The organism is Dyadobacter sp. CY345 (genome assembly GCF_021502725.1).
GTDB lineage: Bacteria > Bacteroidota > Bacteroidia > Cytophagales > Spirosomataceae > Dyadobacter.
The window spans coordinates 2235848-2258873 of record NZ_JAKFFS010000001.1 but is presented as its reverse complement, the minus strand read 5'-3'; the positions used below and the strand labels follow the sequence as shown (position 1 = coordinate 2258873).

At 40.6% G+C, this 23026-nt stretch carries 22 protein-coding genes; 8 read left to right on the top strand and 14 right to left on the bottom strand.

The features are described from left to right. Positions 1-183: 183 nt before the first annotated feature. The 3 genes from ppk1 to L0657_RS09590 form a co-directional block, all read right to left on the bottom strand. Positions 184-2283 (bottom strand): polyphosphate kinase 1, encoded by a 2100-nt coding sequence (gene ppk1, locus L0657_RS09600; protein WP_235150367.1) that lies wholly within the window; start codon positions 2281-2283, stop codon positions 184-186. Between the two features lie 116 nt (positions 2284-2399). Beyond that, on the bottom strand, positions 2400-3041 hold the full coding sequence (gene pyrE, locus L0657_RS09595) for an orotate phosphoribosyltransferase (protein WP_235150366.1): 642 nt from the start codon (positions 3039-3041) through the stop codon (positions 2400-2402). 1 nt (position 3042) lies between these two features. Further along, entirely contained in the window at positions 3043-4344 is a 1302-nt protein-coding gene (locus L0657_RS09590) for a hemolysin family protein (RefSeq protein WP_255717770.1), read from the bottom strand. A gap of 101 nt (positions 4345-4445) precedes the next feature. Here L0657_RS09590 and L0657_RS09585 point away from each other — a divergent pair, with 101 nt between their 5' ends. Beyond that, positions 4446-5135, top strand: a complete 690-nt coding sequence (locus tag L0657_RS09585; protein ID WP_235150364.1) for an NUDIX hydrolase — start codon at positions 4446-4448, stop codon at positions 5133-5135. A 63-nt stretch (positions 5136-5198) separates the two neighbouring features. After that, positions 5199-5612: a DUF983 domain-containing protein gene (locus tag L0657_RS09580; protein ID WP_235150363.1), complete on the top strand. Its 414-nt coding sequence runs from the start codon at positions 5199-5201 to the stop codon at positions 5610-5612. A 45-nt stretch (positions 5613-5657) separates the two neighbouring features. Here the strand turns inward: L0657_RS09580 and coaD are convergent, their stop codons facing one another. The 4 genes from coaD to L0657_RS09560 all read right to left on the bottom strand — a co-directional run bounded on the left by coaD (position 5658) and on the right by L0657_RS09560 (position 8283). Next, positions 5658-6152, bottom strand: coding sequence for a pantetheine-phosphate adenylyltransferase (coaD, locus tag L0657_RS09575; protein ID WP_090335858.1), 495 nt, complete (start codon positions 6150-6152; stop codon positions 5658-5660). Between the two features lie 120 nt (positions 6153-6272). Then, positions 6273-7178: a DUF3822 family protein gene (locus L0657_RS09570; RefSeq protein WP_235150362.1), complete on the bottom strand. Its 906-nt coding sequence runs from the start codon at positions 7176-7178 to the stop codon at positions 6273-6275. 42 nt (positions 7179-7220) lie between these two features. Beyond that, positions 7221-7715, bottom strand: a complete 495-nt coding sequence (locus tag L0657_RS09565; protein ID WP_235150361.1) for an NUDIX hydrolase — start codon at positions 7713-7715, stop codon at positions 7221-7223. 127 nt (positions 7716-7842) lie between these two features. Continuing rightward, entirely contained in the window at positions 7843-8283 is a 441-nt protein-coding gene (locus L0657_RS09560; RefSeq protein WP_235150360.1) for a CBS domain-containing protein, read from the bottom strand. Positions 8284-8424: 141 nt separating this feature from the next. On the opposite strand from L0657_RS09560, the gene L0657_RS09555 reads away from it, so the two are divergent. Continuing rightward, positions 8425-9855: an ATP-dependent RecD-like DNA helicase gene (locus L0657_RS09555; protein WP_235150359.1), complete on the top strand. Its 1431-nt coding sequence runs from the start codon at positions 8425-8427 to the stop codon at positions 9853-9855. A 7-nt stretch (positions 9856-9862) separates the two neighbouring features. Here L0657_RS09555 and L0657_RS09550 read toward each other — a convergent pair whose 3' ends face one another. Then, the gene (locus tag L0657_RS09550; protein ID WP_235150440.1) at positions 9863-10819 is read right to left on the bottom strand and encodes an L-threonylcarbamoyladenylate synthase; all 957 of its coding nucleotides are present in this window, start codon (positions 10817-10819) and stop codon (positions 9863-9865) included. 291 nt (positions 10820-11110) lie between these two features. On the opposite strand from L0657_RS09550, the gene L0657_RS09545 reads away from it, so the two are divergent. Beyond that, on the top strand, positions 11111-12850 hold the full coding sequence (locus tag L0657_RS09545; RefSeq protein ID WP_235150358.1) for a GMC family oxidoreductase: 1740 nt from the start codon (positions 11111-11113) through the stop codon (positions 12848-12850). Between the two features lie 33 nt (positions 12851-12883). Next, positions 12884-13519 (top strand): gluconate 2-dehydrogenase subunit 3 family protein, encoded by a 636-nt coding sequence (locus L0657_RS09540; RefSeq protein WP_235150357.1) that lies wholly within the window; start codon positions 12884-12886, stop codon positions 13517-13519. A 74-nt stretch (positions 13520-13593) separates the two neighbouring features. On the opposite strand, the gene L0657_RS09535 is transcribed toward L0657_RS09540, so the two are convergent. The 5 genes from L0657_RS09535 to folP all read right to left on the bottom strand — a co-directional run bounded on the left by L0657_RS09535 (position 13594) and on the right by folP (position 19003). Beyond that, positions 13594-15207 carry an ABC-F family ATP-binding cassette domain-containing protein gene (locus L0657_RS09535; RefSeq protein WP_235150356.1) on the bottom strand — a complete coding sequence of 538 codons (1614 nt, stop codon included), beginning with the start codon at positions 15205-15207 and terminating at the stop codon, positions 13594-13596. A gap of 155 nt (positions 15208-15362) precedes the next feature. After that, positions 15363-16634 (bottom strand): lactonase family protein, encoded by a 1272-nt coding sequence (locus tag L0657_RS09530; protein ID WP_235150355.1) that lies wholly within the window; start codon positions 16632-16634, stop codon positions 15363-15365. Between the two features lie 306 nt (positions 16635-16940). Further along, a complete protein-coding gene (gene rpsT / locus L0657_RS09525; RefSeq protein ID WP_235150354.1) occupies positions 16941-17204 on the bottom strand; it encodes a 30S ribosomal protein S20 in 264 nt (87 codons plus the stop codon). 107 nt (positions 17205-17311) lie between these two features. Beyond that, on the bottom strand, positions 17312-18115 hold the full coding sequence (cdaA, locus tag L0657_RS09520) for a diadenylate cyclase CdaA (protein ID WP_235150353.1): 804 nt from the start codon (positions 18113-18115) through the stop codon (positions 17312-17314). 24 nt (positions 18116-18139) lie between these two features. Continuing rightward, positions 18140-19003 carry a dihydropteroate synthase gene (folP, locus tag L0657_RS09515; RefSeq protein WP_235150352.1) on the bottom strand — a complete coding sequence of 288 codons (864 nt, stop codon included), beginning with the start codon at positions 19001-19003 and terminating at the stop codon, positions 18140-18142. A 170-nt stretch (positions 19004-19173) separates the two neighbouring features. Here folP and L0657_RS09510 point away from each other — a divergent pair, with 170 nt between their 5' ends. Genes L0657_RS09510 through L0657_RS09500 form a run of 3 tightly spaced genes read left to right on the top strand, consistent with a single transcriptional unit; the run spans position 19174 to position 21371 of the window. Then, positions 19174-19719 carry a DUF1599 domain-containing protein gene (locus tag L0657_RS09510; protein WP_235150351.1) on the top strand — a complete coding sequence of 182 codons (546 nt, stop codon included), beginning with the start codon at positions 19174-19176 and terminating at the stop codon, positions 19717-19719. A 29-nt stretch (positions 19720-19748) separates the two neighbouring features. After that, positions 19749-20843 carry a BT_3928 family protein gene (locus L0657_RS09505; protein ID WP_235150350.1) on the top strand — a complete coding sequence of 365 codons (1095 nt, stop codon included), beginning with the start codon at positions 19749-19751 and terminating at the stop codon, positions 20841-20843. A 24-nt stretch (positions 20844-20867) separates the two neighbouring features. Next, positions 20868-21371: a shikimate kinase gene (locus tag L0657_RS09500; protein ID WP_235150349.1), complete on the top strand. Its 504-nt coding sequence runs from the start codon at positions 20868-20870 to the stop codon at positions 21369-21371. A 49-nt stretch (positions 21372-21420) separates the two neighbouring features. On the opposite strand, the gene L0657_RS09495 is transcribed toward L0657_RS09500, so the two are convergent. Then, a complete protein-coding gene (locus tag L0657_RS09495) occupies positions 21421-22980 on the bottom strand; it encodes an OmpP1/FadL family transporter (protein ID WP_235150348.1) in 1560 nt (519 codons plus the stop codon). Between the last annotated feature and the right edge of the window lie 46 nt (positions 22981-23026).

Sequence of the window (23026 nt, the reverse complement as noted above, 5' to 3'; positions counted from 1 at the left end):
CAGTTGTATACTTTCAAATATAGTCATAACCTTCTTACATCTCAAGGACATTTGGGACCGATAAGAAGTCAAACACTGGTAAATTAGGAGGGGATTTTCAAAAAGTATAGCCTCAGTAATTCAAAAACGGCATGTTGAATATACGTTTTCGATCTAAAATTTATTCTAAAATTTTAAAAATATTTATTCTGCCCGACGAACCACTCCATTTCTTTCAAGTCTCTCGGCCAGACGATAGTTTGCTTCCTGGGCCCGAACTTTCGGAGTCGCCGGATCGTAAGGAATTCTCAAATTATTTTGATATAAATCCAGACGAACAGCTTTCTGATTATCGTTCAAATAATTTTTCAACACTTGTCGCATCTGTCCTTTGAGCACATCGTCGAGAATTGGAAAACAGACATCTATCCTTCGATGAAGATTGCGATAAGTCCAGTCGCATGAAGAAAGGAAAATCTCGTCATTTCCACGGTTTCCAAAATGAAATATTCTCGTGTTTTCCATGTAACGATCCACATGGCGGCTTACCGTAATGTTATCACTAATCGAGGGGAGACCAGGAATTACTCCGCAGCTTTCACTTATAATAACGTGAACCAGAACGCCCGCCTTACTCGCCTGATATAACTTATCAATCAAAGTATGGTCCTGAATCTGGTTCAACTTAATGGTGATAAACGCTTTAAGCCCAGCGTTTGAATGCTTAATTTCCCTGTCGATCAAATCAACGAGTTTCTTCTGAATCGTAAATTGGGTGACTTGCAAGAAGTTGAACGGAAGATATTTATATTTTTTAGGTTCATCCTGCGTATACAAATAACCAAATAACAATTCGAGTTCATTGGTAAGCTCACGGTGGCTGGTCAGCAGGGCATGATCCACAAATTCCCGGCTGGTTAATCTGTAAAAACCGCCTGTACCCAAATAAGCATACCGCTCCCACCCTTTCTGTACGCGGCGTTTGATCAATGCCATCTTTGCATGAACTTTCAAACCCGGAACGCTGAAAATAATCTTTACGCCTGCATCCCGCATTTTCCGGGACCATTGCATATTTTCATGTACGTCCAGTTTTGCGTTTAGTTCGACATAAGTTACCACACGCTTTCCATTTCTCGAAGCACTTATTAATGAATTGAGAATAAAAGAATTAGAACTGATTTTATAAAGCGAAACATGGATTTCTTTAACATAAGGATCAATCGCTGCCTCGTTGAAAAGCCGAACGATAGGATCATACGAATGATACGGCAGATGTAGAAGTTGATCAGCACGCTGAATTGATTCAAAAACGGATTCCCGCTCTTCAAAATCAATGTTCAGAATTGGTCTTTGGTAGGGATAATCGAGCTTTTTTGAAAATGAAGGGAAATTTAGAAAATCCTGCATGTAAATATATTGTCCGCGCTCCTGGAATTCGTTCATGAGCATTCCGGCTCTGTGAGACAAATATTCCTTCATATACAGCGGCATACCGGATTCGTAAAAAAACAGCATCGGCTGCACAAAATTCCTTTTTTCAAGCTGCCTCAAAATCCGCTGAGCGGTGATCATCGGATACTCGTCCTCGATCGTCAACTCTGTTTCTTTTTCTGCACGCAAAGCATAGGAATCAATCACCTCATATCCCGGAAATAAAACCGGCAGATTTTCACGGATTATATCTTCTACAAATGCCACATGCTTTTTTCCATCCAACTCGGGCAACTCAATGAATCGTCCAAAAGGCTCCGTCGGAATATTGACAATGGCATACCAGTCATCATCAGGATCTTCTCGTCTCACCAGCTGGATAACTAGGTAAAGCTCTTTGGATTCAAAGAAAGTGATTTTGGAATTTCTTCTCCCATCCAGGAAAACGGGCTGCAAATACCGAAACAGCTTATCAATGAAAAACTTTTTTATAAAGGGCAAATGTTCCGAAGCGAAAGACTCCTTAAAGTACAGGTGAATTCCCTGGTCGCTCAAGGCTGGCAAAATCCTGGATACCAAGATTTCGTTAAATTCTCTTAACTGATTATCAACGGTTTCGTATACATGTTCTAAAAGTGATTCAGGATAAACATTTAATTTTGACCGAATATCCTTGCTTACCTCCCCCATTGCAAGAAGATTCGGAATACGTACCCGAAAAAATTCCTCGATCTGATACGAATACTGTCCCATAAATTTCAGCCGCTCACGCACGGGAACAGTTTCGTCGTCCGCTTCGATGAGTAACCTGAAATTATTAGAAAGCCAACTTAAATTAGTATCAAAATAGGGATAGGAAACATCAATCATGCAACAGTTCGAATTTTTTCTACAATATAATAAATGATTAATTGATACAAAGAGAGAATGACAGAATGTTGGAATTTTCCATCATTCTGTCATTCTCAACAGGATCGCAAAATATCTTATTTACCCCACTGATCTGGTTGAACGCGCCATGCGCTCAAACTTTCAACCTGCTCCTGAGTGACATATTCAAGTTCTACCGCAGCATTTATCAGCGCGTCATAATTACTTAAAACACTTAACTTCACCTCCTTTTCTTCAAAGTTATTTTCAGCTAATTCAAAACCATAGGTAAAAATAGCCACCATCCCAGCGACTTCAATTCCTGCATTTCTGAGTGCATCAACGACTTTTAAAGAACTTCCGCCTGTCGAAATAAGATCCTCCACAATAATTACAGACTGGCCTTTTTCCAATCGTCCTTCAATCTGGTTTCCCATACCGTGTTTCTTAGGTTCGGGACGCACGTAAGCGAAGGGAAGTTCCAGGACGTCAGCGACCAAAGCTCCCTGAGCAATTCCGCCCGTTGCAACACCAACAACTGCGTCAACATCAGGATATTCTGACCTGATCAAATCAGCCAGCGCCTTTTTGATGAAAGTACGCGTATCCGGAAAAGACAATGCCACACGGTTGTCACAATAAATAGGTGATAACCAACCTGAGCTCCACTGAAATGGTTTGTCTGGGCTTAGTTTAATCGCTTGCGCTTCTAAAAGTAATTCTGCAACTCTGCTTGATATTGGGGTTTCCTCGGCCATTTTATTCGTCGGTATCTTCTTTCTTGTTATTAGTAACCAGTAATTTGTCAATTCTACTTTTATCCATGTCAATCACTTCAAAATCGAAATGTTTCCATTTAAATTTCTCACCGGTTTTCGGAATATTTTCAAGTACATGAAGCACAAATCCGCCCAGCGTATTGAAACCTATGAATTCTTTTCGATCCGCTTCCTGCATATTCAGATCAAAATATTGAATAAAATCATCGAAAGGAAGCTGCGCATCGATCAGGTAAGTTCCGTCGTCGCGTTTAATAATTTCAGACTCTTCCTCATCTTCTTCGGAAATATTTCCAACCAACGCGTCCATAATGTCGTGCATCGTAACCACGCCCAACATTCCGCCATATTCATCAACGATAATCCCGAAATAAACTTTTTGCTCTTTAAATTTTTCCAACGCCTGGTATGCCCGGTTACTTTCAGGAAGATAAACCGGCTCGCGTAAAATATCTGTTAAATCAGCAAGTTTTACTTCAAGATCGGTTGCGAGGAGATCTTTTATGTAAATTAAACCGACAACATCATCCACGGTATCCCTACAAACCGGATAAATCGAATGTCTGGATTCTAAAACTTTTGCTTTGTTTTCCTCAACCGTATCTTCCACATCAAGCCAGACAATTTCCTGGCGGTTCGTCATCAGGGAAGTAATTTTCCGGTCGCCAAGCTGAAAGACGTTATGCACAATTTCCTGTTCAATTTCTTCAAATACACCGCCAGTCGTGCCTTCCTGGATCAAGCTTTTTATTTCTTCCTCTGTTACTGAATTTTCGCTTTGCTTGATATTCAACAAACGGATAATTAAATCACTTGAAAAACTCAGCAGCGAAATGAATGGCGCAGTCGCGACCGAAATCAGGTTCATCGGACGAGCCATAAATTTCGAAATTGCCTCTGGATTAGCCATTCCAATGCGTTTGGGAACTAATTCACCAAGTACAAGTGAAAGATAGGTAATCGTAACAAGCACAGTCCCGACTGCAAGCGTATGTGCATAGGGCGTCAAAATCGGAATGTTTGTAATTATTTTTTCAAAGTCTGAGGTGATGTTGTCACCACTGTACATACCAGTAAGGAGGCCAATTAATGTAATACCGATCTGAACTGTTGACAAAAATCTGTTTGGAGAATTTGCTAGATGAAGGGCAGCCTTAGCACTTGAATCGCCGTTGCGCGCCGCTGATTCAAGCCGGGATTTTCTTGATGATACCAGTGCGATCTCAGACATGGAAAAAATACCATTGAGGAGCACTAAAAGTAATATGATAAGGAGTTCCAAGAAATTATTATTTATTATTACTGCAAATTTATCAATAATAATCACTGTCTAAACTAAACTCTTTACTTAATTTTGCTCATCGACATCCGTACCCACAACAAATGACTATTTTTTTCGACGACCGTCCCTTCCGAATTGTACGGACAAATCAATTAACTGCGGCAGAAACCTCTGATTTTGATCACATTGTTGACCTGAGATTAGAGAAGCTTCAAAGGAATATGCTTGCAGGCCATGTTCTTTTTCTGAATGCTAATGCAACAACGGCTATTCAGGCAATTGGCTTACTTGAAAAAGAAATTCCGAAGCAGATGCTTTCGATTACGATGGCAACCCGCGAAAAGACTGATGTGGAAGAAAAAGTAAAAGGGTTATATAAAGTCATTAAAGCAGCAGGAGGCGTAGTTGTGAAAGGTGATAAATGGCTTTTTATGTACCGCCGCAAAAAGTGGGATCTGCCAAAAGGTAAACTTGATAAGGGAGAAAACTCCAAAACAGCAGCCATTCGTGAAATTGAGGAAGAGACTGGGGTGAAAGCACTTGTCCGCGACAAAATTTGCACGACCTGGCATACTTACACAATGAACAATAACCGCATTCTGAAACGTACAAAATGGTATCTTTTCGACTGCCTCGATGATTCAAAGATGAGTCCGCAGGAAGAAGAGCAAATTGAAAAGCTCGAATGGTATACCCCAACAGAAGCCAAGTCGATCCTCATTAATTCATTCAGCTCGATCCGTTACGTAGTTGATCATTTGAAAAAAATCCAGAATCTGAAAGAGCAGTAAATAATTGTGCTGCACAACTCGTTTATGCGGCACAATTATTCAATTTCATTATGATCAATTTCCATGTTTAAGGGCACCAAATTATATAGCATCTTCACCAATACATGTCCGAAATGCCAGACTGGCCGTTTCTTTCAGACGAATAATCCTTACAATCTTAAAAAGTTCGACAAGCTGAATGAGAAATGTGAGTATTGCAAGGAGTCATTCACCAGAGAGCCAGGTTTTTACATCGGATCCATGTACGTCAGCTACGCGTTATCCGTCGGGCTGATGGTCGCGTTTTTTGTCGGTTTTGTCCTTATCCTGGATCTGGATATGTATTATGTGTTGACAGGACTCGTAATATCCTACGTGATTTTGATACCTGTCATGTTCCGTCTCGCACGATTAATATGGATTAATATTTTCGTTAAATACGATCCGGAAAAAGGCCGCGTGGCAAAGGAAGAGAAAAAAACTGTAATAGGAAAGTAGATATTGTCAATAGCTAAACACTCGTTTAAGCTATTGACAATAATATTATAACCCGGAATTTTTCAGCTCTCGCAGCTTATTTAATTCCGAAAGCGAATACGGTAAAAAATCATCAACCCCTTGTCCGTAACGATGTAGATCGCGAATTATACTCGAACTGATCGGGGCAAGATTAGGCGATGTTATTAGAAATACGGTTTCGATTTCTTCATAGACAAATCGGTTTACCTGGGCGATACCGTTTTCATATTCAAAATCGGTTGTATTTCTCAAACCCCTAAGTAAAAATTTAGCTCCGATTTCCCGCGCAATTCTTGCAGTTAGGTCATTGTAGGTAATCACACGGACATTCTCCTCTTTTTCAAACGTCTTCTCGATCAATTCCTTCATTACATCAAGAGGAAAATAGCGTTGCTTGCTGGAATTGTTTCCGATACCAACAACAACCTCGTCAAAAAGTCTTAATCCTCTCAAAATAATATCTTCATGTCCTTTTGTAAAAGGATCAAAAGAGCCCGGAAATAACGCTATTCGCTTCATAGTAATTAATAACAGGAGAGCTTATCTATTTTGGAACAATAATACCGAAATAATTAGAATGAAACACCGAGACAATTCATTCTAATCATATTATAACAAATTTACCACCTGAGGATAAAATTAGGAGGAAACTAAATAAGTATTAAACAAACCAAAATAACGATGGCCCGGAATATCACCACAATGGGTGCTATACTTCAGCGTGGTTGGACCATTACCAATTTCAATGTTGGGGAAAAATTTATTTAATTCTTCGAAAGATTCTGACGTCGGATTGACTTCGCCATAACACAGGACTTTCATTTCTTCGGGAAGATAATTCAGTTCGTTTAGCGTGAAAAGTACGATGTATGCAAGCTCCTGCGGTTGGGAATATTTAAACCTGTTACACAAAATAAGCTGCTGACTCTCCGTGACAATTAACGTAAAATACCCCTTTTCAAGATAAATGGATACCATTTTCAATTCCTGGTGTTCGGCGTGACTTACCAGCGCGCCAATAATTAATGGACTTGTCAAGTGATAAAATGATATATCTGACGATTCGAAGTGCGTCGCCATCCAATCATACCAAACTTTCGGAATGCTGAAAACATTATTTGCGTGAACCAGCGGAATCTCGTGATATAACACGCGTTCCTCTTTGTCAACCGGATGGCCCAAAGCAAATTCCAGATAACTCGGCGCTGAGTCCTTTTCAAAAATGAGCGTAGGTATTAAACTGAAAGCGTGAGAATTAATTGACACCCGTACGTTTTTCCAATGATTCGAAGACCATAGCAAATGCCCTGTGAAAATCTTTTTTAACCTTTCAAAAACTTCATCCTGACTCAATACGACATCAAAATTATAATCTTCCAGCCAGATACATTCCATCTTTTCATCCCGGACGATACAAAAACGTATTCGTCGCTCATCCACTTCAATGCATAACGTACAAAACGGTATTGCATCTGCATCAAATGAATTATCCCCCACTAAAAGCGTAGGAATTACTTCAATTGCCTGGTTTTCAATTTGTGCCACAATCTGATTTTAAGTGATTCTCAATTAATTATATGCTTGCTTTCAATCCTGATTGGTCATGTATCCCTGCAATAAAAGTAGATCTTCCAGGGTTTTGCATTTTTGAAACACATTATGCACATGATTTTCAGGAAGTTGTTTTACTTCTTTCATCGTCAAATAACTGACCTCCTGAAGAATTTGGTTTTCTGCCGAAAACTCTGGATCAAAACCTTTCGTTAGAGACCCAGAAACAATTTCTACATGAAAAAAAATTTCAACTGCATGCAAAGGTGGTAGAATTAATTCATTTACAAAAAGCATTTGGCCAACTTCTACTACCAAACCGGTCTCTTCAAAAAATTCACGTGCAACCACTGCAGGCGCAGACTCGCCAAACTCCATACCACCACCTGGTGGGCTCCAAAATATATTTTCAGAACCAACAAAGTTATGCCGAACCAGTAAGATTTGATCGTCTTGAATACAGATTCCACAAACGCGCACCCGCAGTTTGTTTCCGTATAAGTTTTGTAGTGCTTGTTTTCCAGCTTCCAACTCACATTATTATTGCTGCAACAAATATAAAGAACCTCTCAAATCTGACAAGCTTATAATTTATGTGCAATACGATACTAGCTCCCAAAGCTAGCTTGGCAGTAAAACTCCTTGCATTAACATTTGATCAAGCGTATGGAGTACCAGAGATATAACCTTCCAGTGATTTGATATGGGCCTTTTGCTCTCGGATAATGGCTGATACGATGTCGTTAATAGATATAATTCCTACCAGCTCACCTTTTCTGTTGACCGGTAAATGACGAATATGTTTATCAGACATAATCTGCATACAATCTTCGATTTTCTGATCCGTTTCTACCGTGATTACTTTATCCGTCATTACATCTCCGATCAGTGTATCGCGTGAAGCCCGGCCCATCAGGATCACTTTTCGCGCGTAATCACGTTCAGAAAATATACCGATCAGTTCTCCATATTCAATAACCAGGACAGCACCGATATTTTTTTCGGCCATAAGCTCCAATGCCTGGAAAACGGTTGTCTCTTTTGTGATTGAGAAAATAGCATCGATGGACTTGTTGGCGAGCACTTGATATACTTGCATAGATCTGAAGGTTATGATGAAAAGATGAACTCGAAAACTAATATAAGAATTTGCTAAGAAAAAGTCCAATAAAATCAAAGTATATTTTTGTTACTGACAGTCGACTTTGATATTCCCTTTGCATCGTGTAGTTTCGCAATTATGGAAGCGAATCAAATGTTACCGTCCCAAAGACTTGTTAAAAAATTTCCGTTCAGACCTACCAAAGGACAGCTTCGTTTCTTTGCAAAAACGGATGATTTTTTGATCGAGGAAACTGGGCTGGAACGCTATCGGGACTGCTTTTTATTGAAAGGTTATGCGGGAACGGGAAAGACGACGATTGTTAGCACTTTAATCCAGGTGTTAAAAAATTACGGCTTAAAATCTGTTTTGCTGGCTCCGACCGGACGAGCCGCCAAAGTAATGTCTAATTATTCTGAAAAGATAGCGCTAACGATCCATAAAAAAATTTACAAACAAACTGCCGATTCCTTCTCAGGAAGCCTGGCTTTTCAGAGACAAAAAAATTATCACGACAATACACTTTTTATCATTGATGAAGCTTCGATGATCAGTGATGAGGCCGATTATGGCAACCGCAGCCTCCTGGCCGATCTGATTGAGTTTGTTTTTGAAAATCCGGGAAATAAGCTGATGCTTATCGGTGATATGGCTCAGCTGCCTCCGGTCGGAAAGGCACTAAGTCCTGCGTTGGATAAAGATTATCTTGAGAAAAACTTTTACATGTCAGTTTTTGAAGAAGAATTGACGGAAGTTATGCGCCAGGATGAACAGTCGGGCATTCTATACAACGCCACAGAATTACGCGATCAACTAAAAAATGAAAAGCCGGATATCCAGATCACAACGAAATCATACCGCGACACATTCCGGATGACTGGTGAAAAACTGGAAGAAGGGCTTCGGTATGCTTTTGATAAACATGGTCAGGAAAACACAATTATTTTAACGCGTTCCAATAAATCAGCTGTTCAGTATAACGAATATATACGGCGTCAAATAAATTTTTCGGAGGAAGAGCTGGACGCAGGCGATCGGCTAATGGTTGTACGGAATAACTACTCGGTACTTGATGAAGATTCACCAGCCGGATTTATTGCAAACGGTGATTTCGTCGAACTTCTTAAAATTAAAAAAACACAGGAAATACACGGCTTCCGATTCGCGGATGTTGTTTTGCGCCTTACGGATTATGACAAACAGCCAGAATTTGAAGCGAAAATTATGCTTGACACGCTTCACTCTGCTTCTCCTGCCCTATCTTCCGAAGATAACAGAAAACTTTATGAAAGTGTTTTGGAAGATTATTTGGATATTAAGTCTAAAAAGGATCGTTCGGAAGCGCTTAGGAAAGACCCTTATCTGAACGCTTTGCAGGTGAAGTTCGCTTATGCCCTTACCTGCCACAAAGCTCAGGGCGGTCAGTGGAGCGCAGTTTTTATTGACCAGGGCTACCTTCCTGAGGAACAAATCAATAGCGAATTTATTCGTTGGTTATATACTGCCATTACACGTGCGACTGATGAGGTCTTCTTAATGAATTTCCATTCCTATTTCTTCAAAAGTTAAGGACAAATCAGTCAATCGCGGCCGCCCTTTTCAGACGATCATTTATGGCTTTTCCAAGATTGCGGTCTGGTACAAATTCTGCGAAAATGTGGTCGACTGGCTGGGCATCGAGCTCTCTGAGGAAAGCGAATAAATTGCGTGCTGCCTCCTTTAAATCTCCCGATGGACTTAACAAACGTTGGTTTTTTTTATCGATTTCTTCGATAAAACGATCAAACAAAAGATATGCCGAAGTATCGTCAGACATCTCGGACATCTCATTTCTATCTTTCAGGAAGAAAGGTTTTCTCGGTGCGTAATGACTTTTTAACATTCCCGGAGCTTTCGGATTTGATGAAGAATGGGACATCAGAACTACTTTGCCAATCACATTTTCAATATCCTCAATCGCCAGACCACCCATTCTATAAACCGTTGGAACTTGGTCAACAAACCCGATAATAGTGGATTCTATCCCAATCCCACATTCTCCACCATCAAGAATATAAGAAATCTTTTCACCTAGTTGCTGATTAACGTGTTGCGCTGTGGTCGGGCTAATATATCCAAAAGGATTCGCGCTGGGCGCGGCCAATGGGAAATCCAGTGTAGCAAGTAAACGCAGCGTCAATGAGTGATTAGGGATTCTTACAGCCACTGTGTCCAAGCCGGAGGTAACAAGATCAGGAATAATGTCTTTTTTAGGAAGCAATAGCGTTAACGGCCCGGGCCAAAATTTCTCGGCTAATTGCTGTGCCTCTTCAGGTATTTCTGTTACATATCTGCGAAGCTTATCCAGCGAGTCCGTGTGAACAATCAGCGGGTCAAATGAAGGTCTGTTTTTTGTCTCAAAAATGGATAAAACTGCTTTTTCATCGAGTGCATTTCCAGCCAGCCCGTATACCGTTTCAGTGGGAATTGCAACTAACTGATTATTTTGAAGAAATTCCTTCGCCAGATCTATATCCTTACCAATAATAGCCAAAATGTAATGCTCTTTTTTTAGACTATAAAGGTAAGTAAAACGTTTATAATCCTTAATTGAGAGGTGCATTTTTATGTTAAGTAAATATTTCCAAATATCTCATTTATCTCGTTTTCATAACAGTTTGCTAAATCGATTTTTCAAAACTTCCTATTGAGTGGCGGCAGTCAGGAACTTCCCTCATTTAGATTGTTTTTAAATTAGTTTGAAAAGTATTCGGATCGGCTACTGTTACAGTTTACGTGTTTATATTTATTGAATAAATAGTATTTTCTAAATCAATCCTTTACTATGTTCCAAATTAAAGAACAACCTGCTGTTTTTGATGTCTGCATAATTGGATCAGGAGCAGGAGGCGGGATGGCTGCTTATCAGCTTGCAAAAGCAGGTGCAAAAGTGGCACTCCTGGAAGCTGGTGGATATTTTGATCCGGCTGATCCTAAATACATTACCCAATTAAAATGGCCTTGGGAATCTCCTCGTCGCGGTGCAAGTACTACCCGTCCTTTTGGAGATTTTGATGCTGCATGGGGAGGTTGGGAACTCGAGGGAGAACCATATACACATAAAAATGGTACAAAATTTGACTGGTTTCGCTCCCGTATGCTGGGTGGACGGACCAATCACTGGGGAAGAATTTCTCTGCGTTTTGGGCCAAATGACTTTAAAAGACACAGCATCGACGGACTTGGTGACGATTGGCCTATCGGCTATGATGATGTAAAACCATACTATGACCAGGTTGATAAACTGATCGGTGTTTTTGGTACGGTTGAAAATATTCACAATGAGCCGGATGGGATATTCCTTCCACCGCCTCCACCACGTTTGCACGAGCATTTTTTAAAGAAAGCAGGGAAAGCAGCCAATATTCCGGTTATCCCATCGCGTCTTTCGATCCTGACAAAACCGATTAACGATCAACGTGGTGTTTGCTTTTATTGCAGCCAATGTAGTCGTTCTTGCCAGGCATATGCAGATTTTTCTTCATCTTCAGTGTTGGTTATCCCGGCAGTAAAAACCGGTAATGTTACGTTGATCAACAATGCGATGGCTCGTGAAATTTTAACTGATCCGAATTCAGGATTGGCAACAGGCGTTTCTTACGTTGATCGCGAAAAACTTACCGAACATACGATCAAAGCAAAAGTCGTTGTTCTGGCGGCAAGTGCTGGTGAATCCGCCCGTTTGCTTTTGAACTCTAAATCAAGCCGTCACGAAGCTGGACTTGCTAATTCAAGCGGTGTTGTTGGCAAATATCTTCACGATTCAACGGGTGCGTCACGAAGCGCGTTTCTTCCAAATTTGATGGATCGCAAGCGTTACAATGAAGATGGCGTAGGTGGTATGCACGTGTACACGCCCTGGTGGCTTGACAATAAAAAACTAGATTTTCCTCGTGGATATCACATCGAATACGGTGGAGGTATGGGTATGCCAAGTTATGGTTTCGGTTCAGGAATTGAGGGATTAAATGGTAAATATCCAACGGCCAACGGAACTACCAAACAGGCCGGAGGTTATGGAGCTTCACTAAAAGAAGATTATCGTCGCTTCTATGGTGCTTATGTGGGAATGGCCGGACGTGGGGAAGCAGTTCCTAACGTAAATAATTATTGTGAGATCGACCCGAATGTCGTTGACAAATATGGTATTCCTGTTTTGCGTTTCAATTACAACTGGACAGATTACGAAATCAAGCAGGCAAAACACATGCATGAGACATTTGAAGAAATGATTCACGCTCTGGGAGGTGTCGCACTGGGCAAGAAACCAGGTGCCGATACTAATTATGGTATTGCTGCTCCTGGCCGTATTATCCATGAAGTGGGAACAGTTCGTATGGGAGACGATAAAAAATCTTCTGCCTTGAATAAGTTTTCGCAAGCGCATGATGCTAAAAATGTATACGTTGTCGATGGTGGATCATTTGTATCTCAGGCGGATAAAAATCCAACATGGACGATTCTTGCATTGTCATGGAGAGCGTCTGACCACATCATTGAACAGATCAAACAAAAGAATATATAATAGTCACTTCGTCGTGATTTAAATTATAGAAAAATGAAACGTAGAGATTCATTAAAAGCATTAACACTGAGCTCCCTGGGATTTGCGGCGATGAACCCACAGGAAGCCCTTGCGGAAGCGCGGGAGATTGAAAGTCAATTGCCGCCAGAAACTCCTCTCAAAATTCCGGGGGGACGTCAGAAAGAAGAAGCGATTCGAGATGCTCAGTTGATGAAGGAGAAATTCTTCACAGTATCAGAATTAGCGACAATTAAGGTTTTGGCAGACATCATTATTCCGGCTGATTCCAAATCCGGAAGCGCATCCGATGCAGGAGTTCCTGCCTTCATTGAATTTATCGTGAAGGATATGCCGCAACATCAGGTACCGATGCGCGGTGGTTTGAAGTGGCTGGACCGTGAGTCAAGTAAACGCTTTCAAAAAACTTTTACGCTTCTGACGCCGGCACAAAGAATTCAAATTGTAGATGATATTGCTTATCCTGAAAATGCTAAACCTATTTACAGTCAAGGTGTTGCATTTTTCAATTTGATGAGAAATCTTACAGCATCCGGATTTTACACGACCAAAATTGGTATCGATGATATCGGTTATGTTGGTAATACGCCCAACATGTGGTCTGGCCCTCCTGAGGAAGTTTTGAAGCAATACGGCTTTACAAAAGAGTAATCAGTAAACTGTTATATAAAAAATAGCGGCCATCAAAAATTTGATGACCGCTATTTTTATATACTTAGATATTATTAGTACAACGCGTTCCGCTGTGCTTTAACAGTTTCGTCTTTAAGGAAATCATCATAAGACATCAGTTTATCCAAAATACCTTTTGGTCCGATTTCGATGATGCGATTTGCGATGGTATGTACGAACTGGTGATCATGAGAATAGAACAACAGGCACCCGGAGAAATCAATCAATCCATTGTTCAATGCTGTGATTGATTCAAGGTCAAGGTGGTTGGTCGGGTCATCCATGATCAGGGCATTGGAGCCTGAAAGCATTGTGCGAGAAAGCATACAACGCACTTTTTCCCCTCCTGAAAGTACCTTTGCTTTTTTAAGCGATTCTTCTCCCGAGAAAAGCATACGACCTAAGAAACCGCGAATAAAGCTCTCGTCTTTTTCTTCAGAGTATTGACGAAGCCAATCCACCAAATTCAAATCTACATCGAAAAATGACGTTGGATCCTTCGTGAAATATGACTTGGTGATCGTAACGCCCCAGTTGAAAGTTCCTCTGTCTGCTTTTTGTTCACCATTTAAAATGTCAAAAAACGCACTAATCGCCAACGTGTTACGACTTACAAAGGCAATTTTATCTCCTTTGTTAACGCTGAAACTCATATTGTTAAACAAAGTGATTCCATCCTCAGTCTTTTTAGACAAACCATCAATAGCTAGAATCTGATCTCCAACTTCACGCTCTGACTTGAAAGCGATGTAAGGATATTTACGTGATGACGGCTTAATGTCTTCAATTGTAATCTTTTCCAGCAATTTCTGGCGAGAAGTTGCTTGTTTAGATTTAGATGCATTTGCGCTAAAACGACGAATAAATTCTTCAAGTTCTTTACGCTTGTCATCAGATTTCTTATTCTGATCCTGGCGTTGTTTCATCGCCAACTGGCTGGATTCGTACCAGAATGAATAGTTACCCGAGAACATTTGCACCTTACTGAAATCGATATCGACAATATGCGTACAAACCTCATCCAGGAAGTGCCTGTCGTGAGAAACAACAATCACTGTATTTTTGAAATCGGCAAGGAAGTTTTCCAGCCACAACACCATTTCAACGTCAAGGTTGTTCGTAGGTTCATCCAGCAAAAGTACGTCCGGATTTCCAAAAAGTGCTTGTGCCAAAAGAACACGAACTTTTAGGTTCACATTCAAGTCGCCCATTAAGATATTGTGCGCCTCTTCTCCTATCCCCAAACCGCTCAGTAATTGTGCAGCTTCGGTTTCAGCTTCCCAACCATTCAAATCAGCAAATTCTGCTTCCAGATCTGCTGCTTTTTCTCCGTCAGCGTCCGTAAAATCTTCCTTTTCATAAATCGCCTCACGCTCCTTCATGATTTTGTAAAGACGTTCGTGTCCCAAAATCACCGTATCCATGGCCGTATATGCGTCGAACTCAAACTGATCCTGTTTCAGGAAAGTCATCCGTTCTCCGGGATTCATGCTGATCAAACCTGTCTGAGCTTCGATTTCGCCTGAAAGAATTTTCAAAAATGTTGATTTACCTGCTCCATTCGCCCCTATTATACCGTAACAGTTTCCAGGTACAAACTTTATATTTACTTCATCAAACAACACCCTTTTGCCGTACCGCAAGGATACGTTCTGAACCGTAATCATCTTAAAATTGATTTTTATGAATGAAAGTGCAAAATTACGAAATTTAGAGGGATAATCTATGACAGGAAGCTACGATATCCTGAGTTTCTATCAACTTCCCAAACAAAAGAGGCCGATGGAACACCGGCCTCTACCTAAATATTTTTAGTTTTCGATTAAGGGATAACGCGTAAAGTATGCGCGCCTTTTCCAACGCTTACTTTGGCTCCTTGTTTTTTCAACGCTGGCGCGTCACCTTTGGTGACTGCCCAGAACTCAACGCCACCTGTTCCATTGCCGTAATCAAGATATTCGTAAACAGATACAGCAAGGTTAGATCCGTCTTTGTCAAATGCAACGCTTTGAGGATACACACCTTCGAATGGGTAGTCAGAAACTTTTGTCAAAGCTCCATCCGCAGCCAATTTATATAGACTTAACGAAGCTCCTGTTGCAGCACCTGCTTGTGACCAGGGACTGCCACTCTTAGCAGCATTCACAGTTACCAGAGAAGTACCGTCAGGGCTGATTGCGAAAGAACCCGTATTTACGCCAATGGCAGTTTTACTTGCAATTTTGTGTTCCACTGCACCGTCCATCGAGAAATCGACGACAAATAATTCACCTTCGCCGGTACCTTTACCAGCTGCGCCTTTGGAGTCAACAACGAAGTAATGTTTTCCATCTGGTGAAAACTTGCCAAAACCAGGTTCTGTTCCAACCACGACTGGTTTGCCAACCATCTCAACGTTTTTCAATTTTCCGGCTTCACGTATAACTTTGTACAGCCCTACCTCGTGGGTTGTTCCAAGCGTAAAAGCAATAAAGTCACCAGATGGGTGCCATGTAACGTCAACAATTTTATTTGTCGAATCAATGCCAGAAGGTAAATTTAAAAACCTTGCAGGCTTTCCATCTGGCGCGGATTCAATAAATACCAAATCTTTTCCCGCCTGACGTGTGGAAATGATCAGCTCATTTTTGTTAATGTCGATTGCAGTAGGATATTTCCCTACCGGAAATCCGAACTTCGCTTTGGGCGCCGCCAAATTTGTGATATCTACCACAAAAAGTTTCTCTCCTGCCGGAAACTCCAAAGCTGCATCTTTGTATTCTGCAACGCCGTCATCCGGACGCAAACGACTTTCTAAGACATAGGCGAGCCCTCCTGTCGTTGGAACTGCCATTGTTTTTCCCGATCCCAGCGCTGAGTTTGAAACCAAGGCTGTCCCCACTGACTTGCTCCTCTCAATAGGAAATTTAATTGATGTTAAAAGATCTTTTGCTGTGTTGTCTCTTAATAGCTTCCCATCAACTACCGCAGAGGCTGACATATCAGCATCAGAAACAACCACAAGGCCTCTCGCGTTAAAATTAATAGGCGATTGAGCAACCGCAGGAATTGCTCCCATAGCTACCAAACCGGCAAATAATGCGACTTTTTTCATAGAAAAAGAAAGTTTTAGATAATTGAATTTTAATAAAACATAAACTGGTTATTATTAAAAGAAACCTTGTGAGCCTGTTTTCAGGTGCCACAAGGTTTCTTTTAACAGATTGCAATATAGAGTATAAAAGATTTAATACACAAAATTTACTCGCTGGCAAGTTCCATTTTTTGGTCTTAACCGACCTTTCAACTTTTAACTCAAATTTATCTCAAGATATTTTCATTCATTTCGTTTCACATGGCAGATAAAACAGAAAACCCTGATAGTAAACTATCAGGGCAAATATCTTAGTAAAAAAGCCGCTTATGCTGCTACCGCTAACGAATTAACTAACTTAGCCAATTTCGATTTTTGGTTAGACGCTTTTTTCTTATGGATAATGTTTTTCTTAGCCAAACGGTCCAACATAGAAGAAACAGTTTTGAAAACTTCTATTGCAACAGTTTTGTCAGTCGTTTCACGTAGTTTTTTTACGTATGAACGAGTAGTTTTGTGTTGGTAACGATTACGCAAGCGTTTCGTTTCGTTGGCACGAATTCTTTTTAATGCTGATTTATGATTTGCCATTGTATAATGATGATATTTTTCAATTCTTAGAATCGGTCTGCAAAAATAGTCATACGATATTAAAAACGCAACTTAAGTTGCAAATAATTTAAACAAAAGCATGGTTTCTATTTAACCAGTCGCTGAACATCCGAAGATAAATACTCTGCGATTCGTGTTTCCAGTTCTGCGACAGGAATATTGCTTAACAATTCACCCTCCACGGCAATTGATATTTTACCGGTTTGTTCAGATATCACAATCACCACAGCATCAGTCGCTTCACTCATTCCCATAGCAGCACGGTGACGAAATCCGAGTGAAGATGGAACATCTACTCCATCAGCGACGGGCAACACACAACGCGCAGCTTTTAAGCGTCCGTCAACGATGACAACTGCTCCATCGTGCAATTCACTATATTGGTTGAAAAGGGAAACTATCAAAGGCTTGGAAACTCTTGCGTCCAATAATTCACCCGTTTCAATGAATTTCCCCAAGTCGTCACGCTTATTCAAAACAATCAATGCACCATTGAAATTTGATGCGATGGTCTTGCTGGCATCTATTATTTCTCTAAGATTCTTGTTTTTAAGATCAAGTACTGTATTTCCAAGGATTTTTTTCAGAAAGTCGTTATTCGTATATATGGTAGATTTCCCTATAATGAGCAGAAAGCGGCGAATCTCCTGTTGAAAAATCACAATAAGCGCAACCGCCCCAACGCCCATGAAATATTGAAGAATTGCTGTGAGCAACCCTAGCCCTAGTCCTTTAACGACAAGATAAAAGACGTAGACAAATAGATATCCCAAAAATACTCTGCTTGCTATACTGCCGCGAACAAGAAAGTAAACCTGATAAAGAAGTATCGATACCAAAAAAACATCCAGAATATCAGTCCAGTTAACATTCAAAAAACCAACACGCATAATAACATTAATATTATTTCAAGACTAAATTACCACTTTTTCATTCATACCAATAGTAGTCATCCACAGTTTTACAGCTTCAACCGCAGGTTTCACATCATGAACACGCAAAATTGACGCTCCATGCTGTAAAGAAATCGTATTCAAAATCGTCGTACCGTTCAAAGCTTCCGCCGCAGTGATATGCAAAGTGTTATAAATCATACCTTTCCGAGATATTCCTACAAGCAGCGGACAACCCAGCTTATGAAATTCAGACAGATTTTTCATCAATGAAAAATTCTGAGGGATTGTTTTAGCAAAACCAAATCCCGGATCAACGATGACGTCTGAAACACCCATGTCCCGTAAACGAACCAATTTCACCTGCAATTCCTGCAATATTGTTGGCACCAGAGGATCATAATCGGTAAGTTTGCTCATGGATTCCGGCGTGCCGCGCATGTGCATCAATATATACGGTACGCCAAGTTCAGCAACAGTCTTGAACATTTCGCCATCCAAATTCCCTCCGGCTACATCATTAATTATGTGAGCACCATTCAAAACAGACTGGTGTGCCACTTTTGAACGAAAGGTATCAACGGAAATTATAAGTTCGGGAAAATACTTATTTAACTGCGCTATCACCGGAACAATACGGTCAAGCTCCTCCTCAGTCCCCACTTCCCGCGCCCCTGGTCTTGTGGAGTAACCACCAACGTCAAGCATCGATGCACCATCTTCCAGCATTTTCCCGGCACGATCTGTAACCTCCTCCATCGACTTCATCCTGCTTCCGGAATAGAACGAATCTGGTGTAATGTTCAAAATTCCCATCACCTTTGGAACCGAAAGATCCAGTAGTCGTCCCCGAATTTTGATCGATTTTTTACTAACTTGCGCCATATTAAAGCAATGATATTAGAATAAAAAGCGTGTTTTTCTAGTTTAATGACAGACGGTCAAGTAGTCCACAAATAATTTATACAAGGATTTTCGCCTGATGTTAGCGGCGCCGTAAGATATTATTGCTTTACGTTTTAAAGATTTAATTAAGCCAAACATTTTAAGTACGCGTGAAATCGACCGAAGCGGAATATCAGGAAATCATTCAGTATTGCCAAGATCTTTTTACAAAAAAAAATAAAGATTACGGAACTTCATGGCGTATTTTGCGCATTCCTTCTATAACGGATCAAATTTTTATCAAGGCCCAGCGGATCCGGACGATCCAGGAAAAAGGTGTTCAGAAAGTAAATGATGATATCTCCGGAGAATTTGTCGGAATTATCAATTATTGCGTTATGGCCCTGATTCAGATTGAACTTGGCTCCGACAAAAGTGATATCAATGCCGATGAACTTACACGGCTTTACAACAACCAGGTTGGCATTGTGCGACAGCTGCTTTTTGATAAAAATCATGACTATGGTGAAGCCTGGAGAGATATGCGTGTCAGCTCGATGACAGATATTATTTTAATGAAATTGCTTCGAATTAAACAAATTGAGGATAACGAGGGATTTACGCTTGTTTCCGAAGGTGTCAAATCGGGGTATCAGGATATTATAAATTATTCTGTTTTCTGCCTCATCAAATCGAACGGCCTTCAAACTAATTAATAATACGGTTGCCTAACAAAATTGTCTACATGAAAATTCTTGCGCACATTTCCAGAGGTATTGTTGGTCTGTTATTTATCTTCTCAGGATTAATAAAACTAAACGATCCTGTCGGGACTCAATACAAACTCGAAGAATATTTTGAAGTTTTTGCAACAGATTTTTCTGCTTTTCAACATTTTTTTGAAGCACTCATACCGTTTGCGCTTTACTTTTCCGTATTTCTCTGCGCGGCAGAGGTTGTATTAGGAATCGCGTTGCTCGTTGGATATAAGCCAAAGACAATTTCATGGCTATTATTATTAATCATCGTATTTTTCACGTTCCTGACATTTTATTCAGCATACTTCAATAAGGTGACCGATTGCGGATGTTTTGGTGCAGCAATAAAACTGACTCCGTGGACTTCTTTTGGAAAGGATGTATTTCTGCTGATTCTGATCGTATTCATTATTTATAATCGAAAAATATTCAAGTCTCAGCCAACCGGTTTTATCGTTGCGCTTTCAACCTTCGCTTCTTTAGGAATTGCTGTTTATTCATTAAGACATTTACCAATATTTGATCTTTTGGCATACCGTGTCGGCGCCAATATTCCCGCTCAGATGAAACCTTCCGAACCTTTGCGTTACAAATATGTTTTTACCAAAGGCGGTAAAGAGTTAGAATTCGAGCAATATCCAACGGATACGACCATGGTTTTCAAGGATATGATTGTGATGAATGAAGACGCAAAACCAACAATTACTGATTTCAGGGTCTGGAATGACGATGGTGATTTTACCGAACAAGCTTTTAAAGGCAAAAAGCTTTTCCTAATCATTAAAAACCTGACTGATATTAACACGGCTGCTTTTCCTGACATTCAGAAACTTGTTAATGCGGTAAAAAAGCAAGGAGTTGAGCCGATTGTCCTGACTTCGGCCAGCAGCGCCGAAATAACAGAATTCCTGACCCAACACCAGCTGTCTCTACCGTACTATTATGTCGATGCAACGGTTTTAAAAACAATTTCCCGTTCTAATCCCGGTCTGTGGCTTTTAAACGAAGGAACGGTAAAAGGAAAATGGCATTATAACGACACGCCAACGCCGGAGGAAGTCTTAGAAGATGCGGCGAAATAATATTACCCAAAGAGCATTTAATTGATGAAAAACATATTTCTTATCGGGCTGCCCTCTTCGGGGAAGTCTACTTTGGGAAAAAAACTTGCGCGGCTTCTGAATTATCGCTTTGTCGATATGGATAAACTGATCGAGAAAGATCAAAATATGACAATTCAAGAAATTTTTAGTCAGAAGGGAGAATCATATTTTCGCGAGGTGGAAAGCCGTGTTTTAAAAAACACGATCGAAAATCGGCGAGTGGTTATAGCGACTGGCGGCGGAGCTCCATGTTTTTTTGACAACATGGATTTTATTAAAAAAAGTGGGATTAGTATCTTCCTTGACGTCAGCCCAAATGAGCTTGCCAGACGTATCCAACATCACGGAAAAGATGACCGACCGTTATTATCCGGCGCAACATCTCTTCAAAAAGAACTTGAACAGAAATATCAACAACGGCTTCCCTATTATTCCCGTGCGGATTATACGCTTTCGGGAGACAGCGATGTGACACAATTGTCGACGATTGTTCAGCCGTTGCTATAAAAAAAAGCAGAGCCCGATTTGAGCTCTGCTTTTTTATGACCATTTTATTTTAGAAAAATGTTCCTATTGACAAAACTACATTAACAGTATTATTTGTGATTCTCGCGGACGCATAGTCCTCAGAATTGTTCAAAACATAAGGAGTATAAACGGATTTGAATGTATTGTAAGTGCCTGAAATATCTGCGAAGAAACGGCTGTTACGCACACCAGCTCCCAAGGAAAACAACAATTTGTCTCTGTTTATATCATCCGACGCGAATCTATATGGGTCTGACAGATAAGCCAGCCCCAATCTTCCTCTCCAAATTCCTGCGCGATATTCACCACCCAACCGGGCATTCACAGCACCTTTGTAAGTATCTTTTATTTCAGCCTTGTAATCATCCCTGAATGCGTTGTTGTCTGCACTGGCAGAATAGAAATTTGTTCTTACCCGCATCGCGCCATAACCTACGTATTCCAGCGAACCCGTTAAAAAGCCCTTGTTTGACAGGAATACAGTGGCACCGACAGAACCACGTAGCGGACTGGTAATTGAGTATTCAAAATCGTTTGGAGCGACCGGAATATAATTTTCAACCGGCCCAACATCATTCCCATTATCATCGAGAATTGATCCTCTAATGTAATCAGCTCTCAAACTTTGGGTAAATGTTTCTTTAATGGCCATAAATGTTGGAGACGTCAACGCGCCACCGAATTGAAGTGTGGGAGAAACTTTATATATCAAACCGAAAGTTGCATTTATACCATTTCCGGAAGCTGATAATTCCTCATTCTGCGATGCGCTGTTAAACACAGTAGGATTGACGAAGCTATCGGTAAAAGAATGTGAATAATCATATTTAATTCTGGTGAAACCTATCGAGCCACCGATATACAATTTATCGTCATAATTTCCGGCGTATGCAACTGTCCACTGCGTCTGGCCACCTTTCGAATCAAATATTCCTGATTGATTTGATGCCCTCTGTCTGTCGTCTCTTGCATATGGAGGACCTGCGCTCGTGGTTGGATAAATGTATTGCATCCCAAAATAAGCAGCTGCTTCCGAATATGCCAGAGGCAGCTCCGTCGATGTCCCAGGCAAATAATCTTGTGCTAGTGTAGACTGCGCGAGATTTGCATTATTTGCATCGTCAATCACCTTGTCAACATAGGCGCTCCGATTATTTAATCCTGAATAGCTAAACCTATTTTGGAAAGACTGCTGACGTGAGTAAGAAATTCCAAGTGATGATCTTTTCCATTTTCTTTGAAAACTTGGCTGACTGGTGATGACTAATGATGCCTGCGCAAGATTAAAGTTAGATTTACTATCCGATGTAGTGTTATCAATATAACTCGTCTTTGTTCCGAAATTAGTTATTGACGGGCTAAGGCTAACCTCAGACCTTGAATAAAAACCAAGCCCGGCAGGATTTCCGCTTATTGAACTTGGATCGCCCCCCAAAGCCGTATGATTTCCCCCAAGCCCCTGGAAACGGGCACTTCCTGTTTGATTAATTTCTGAATATCTAAAAGCATCGGACGCATATTGTGCAAAGGTTGGAAAAGAAAACGTTAGACTGCAAAATAGCCCGATCCATATTTTGGGTTTTGTCATGGCGAGAGTAATTTTTTAATTATATATACTGGTTACTAAACGAAGA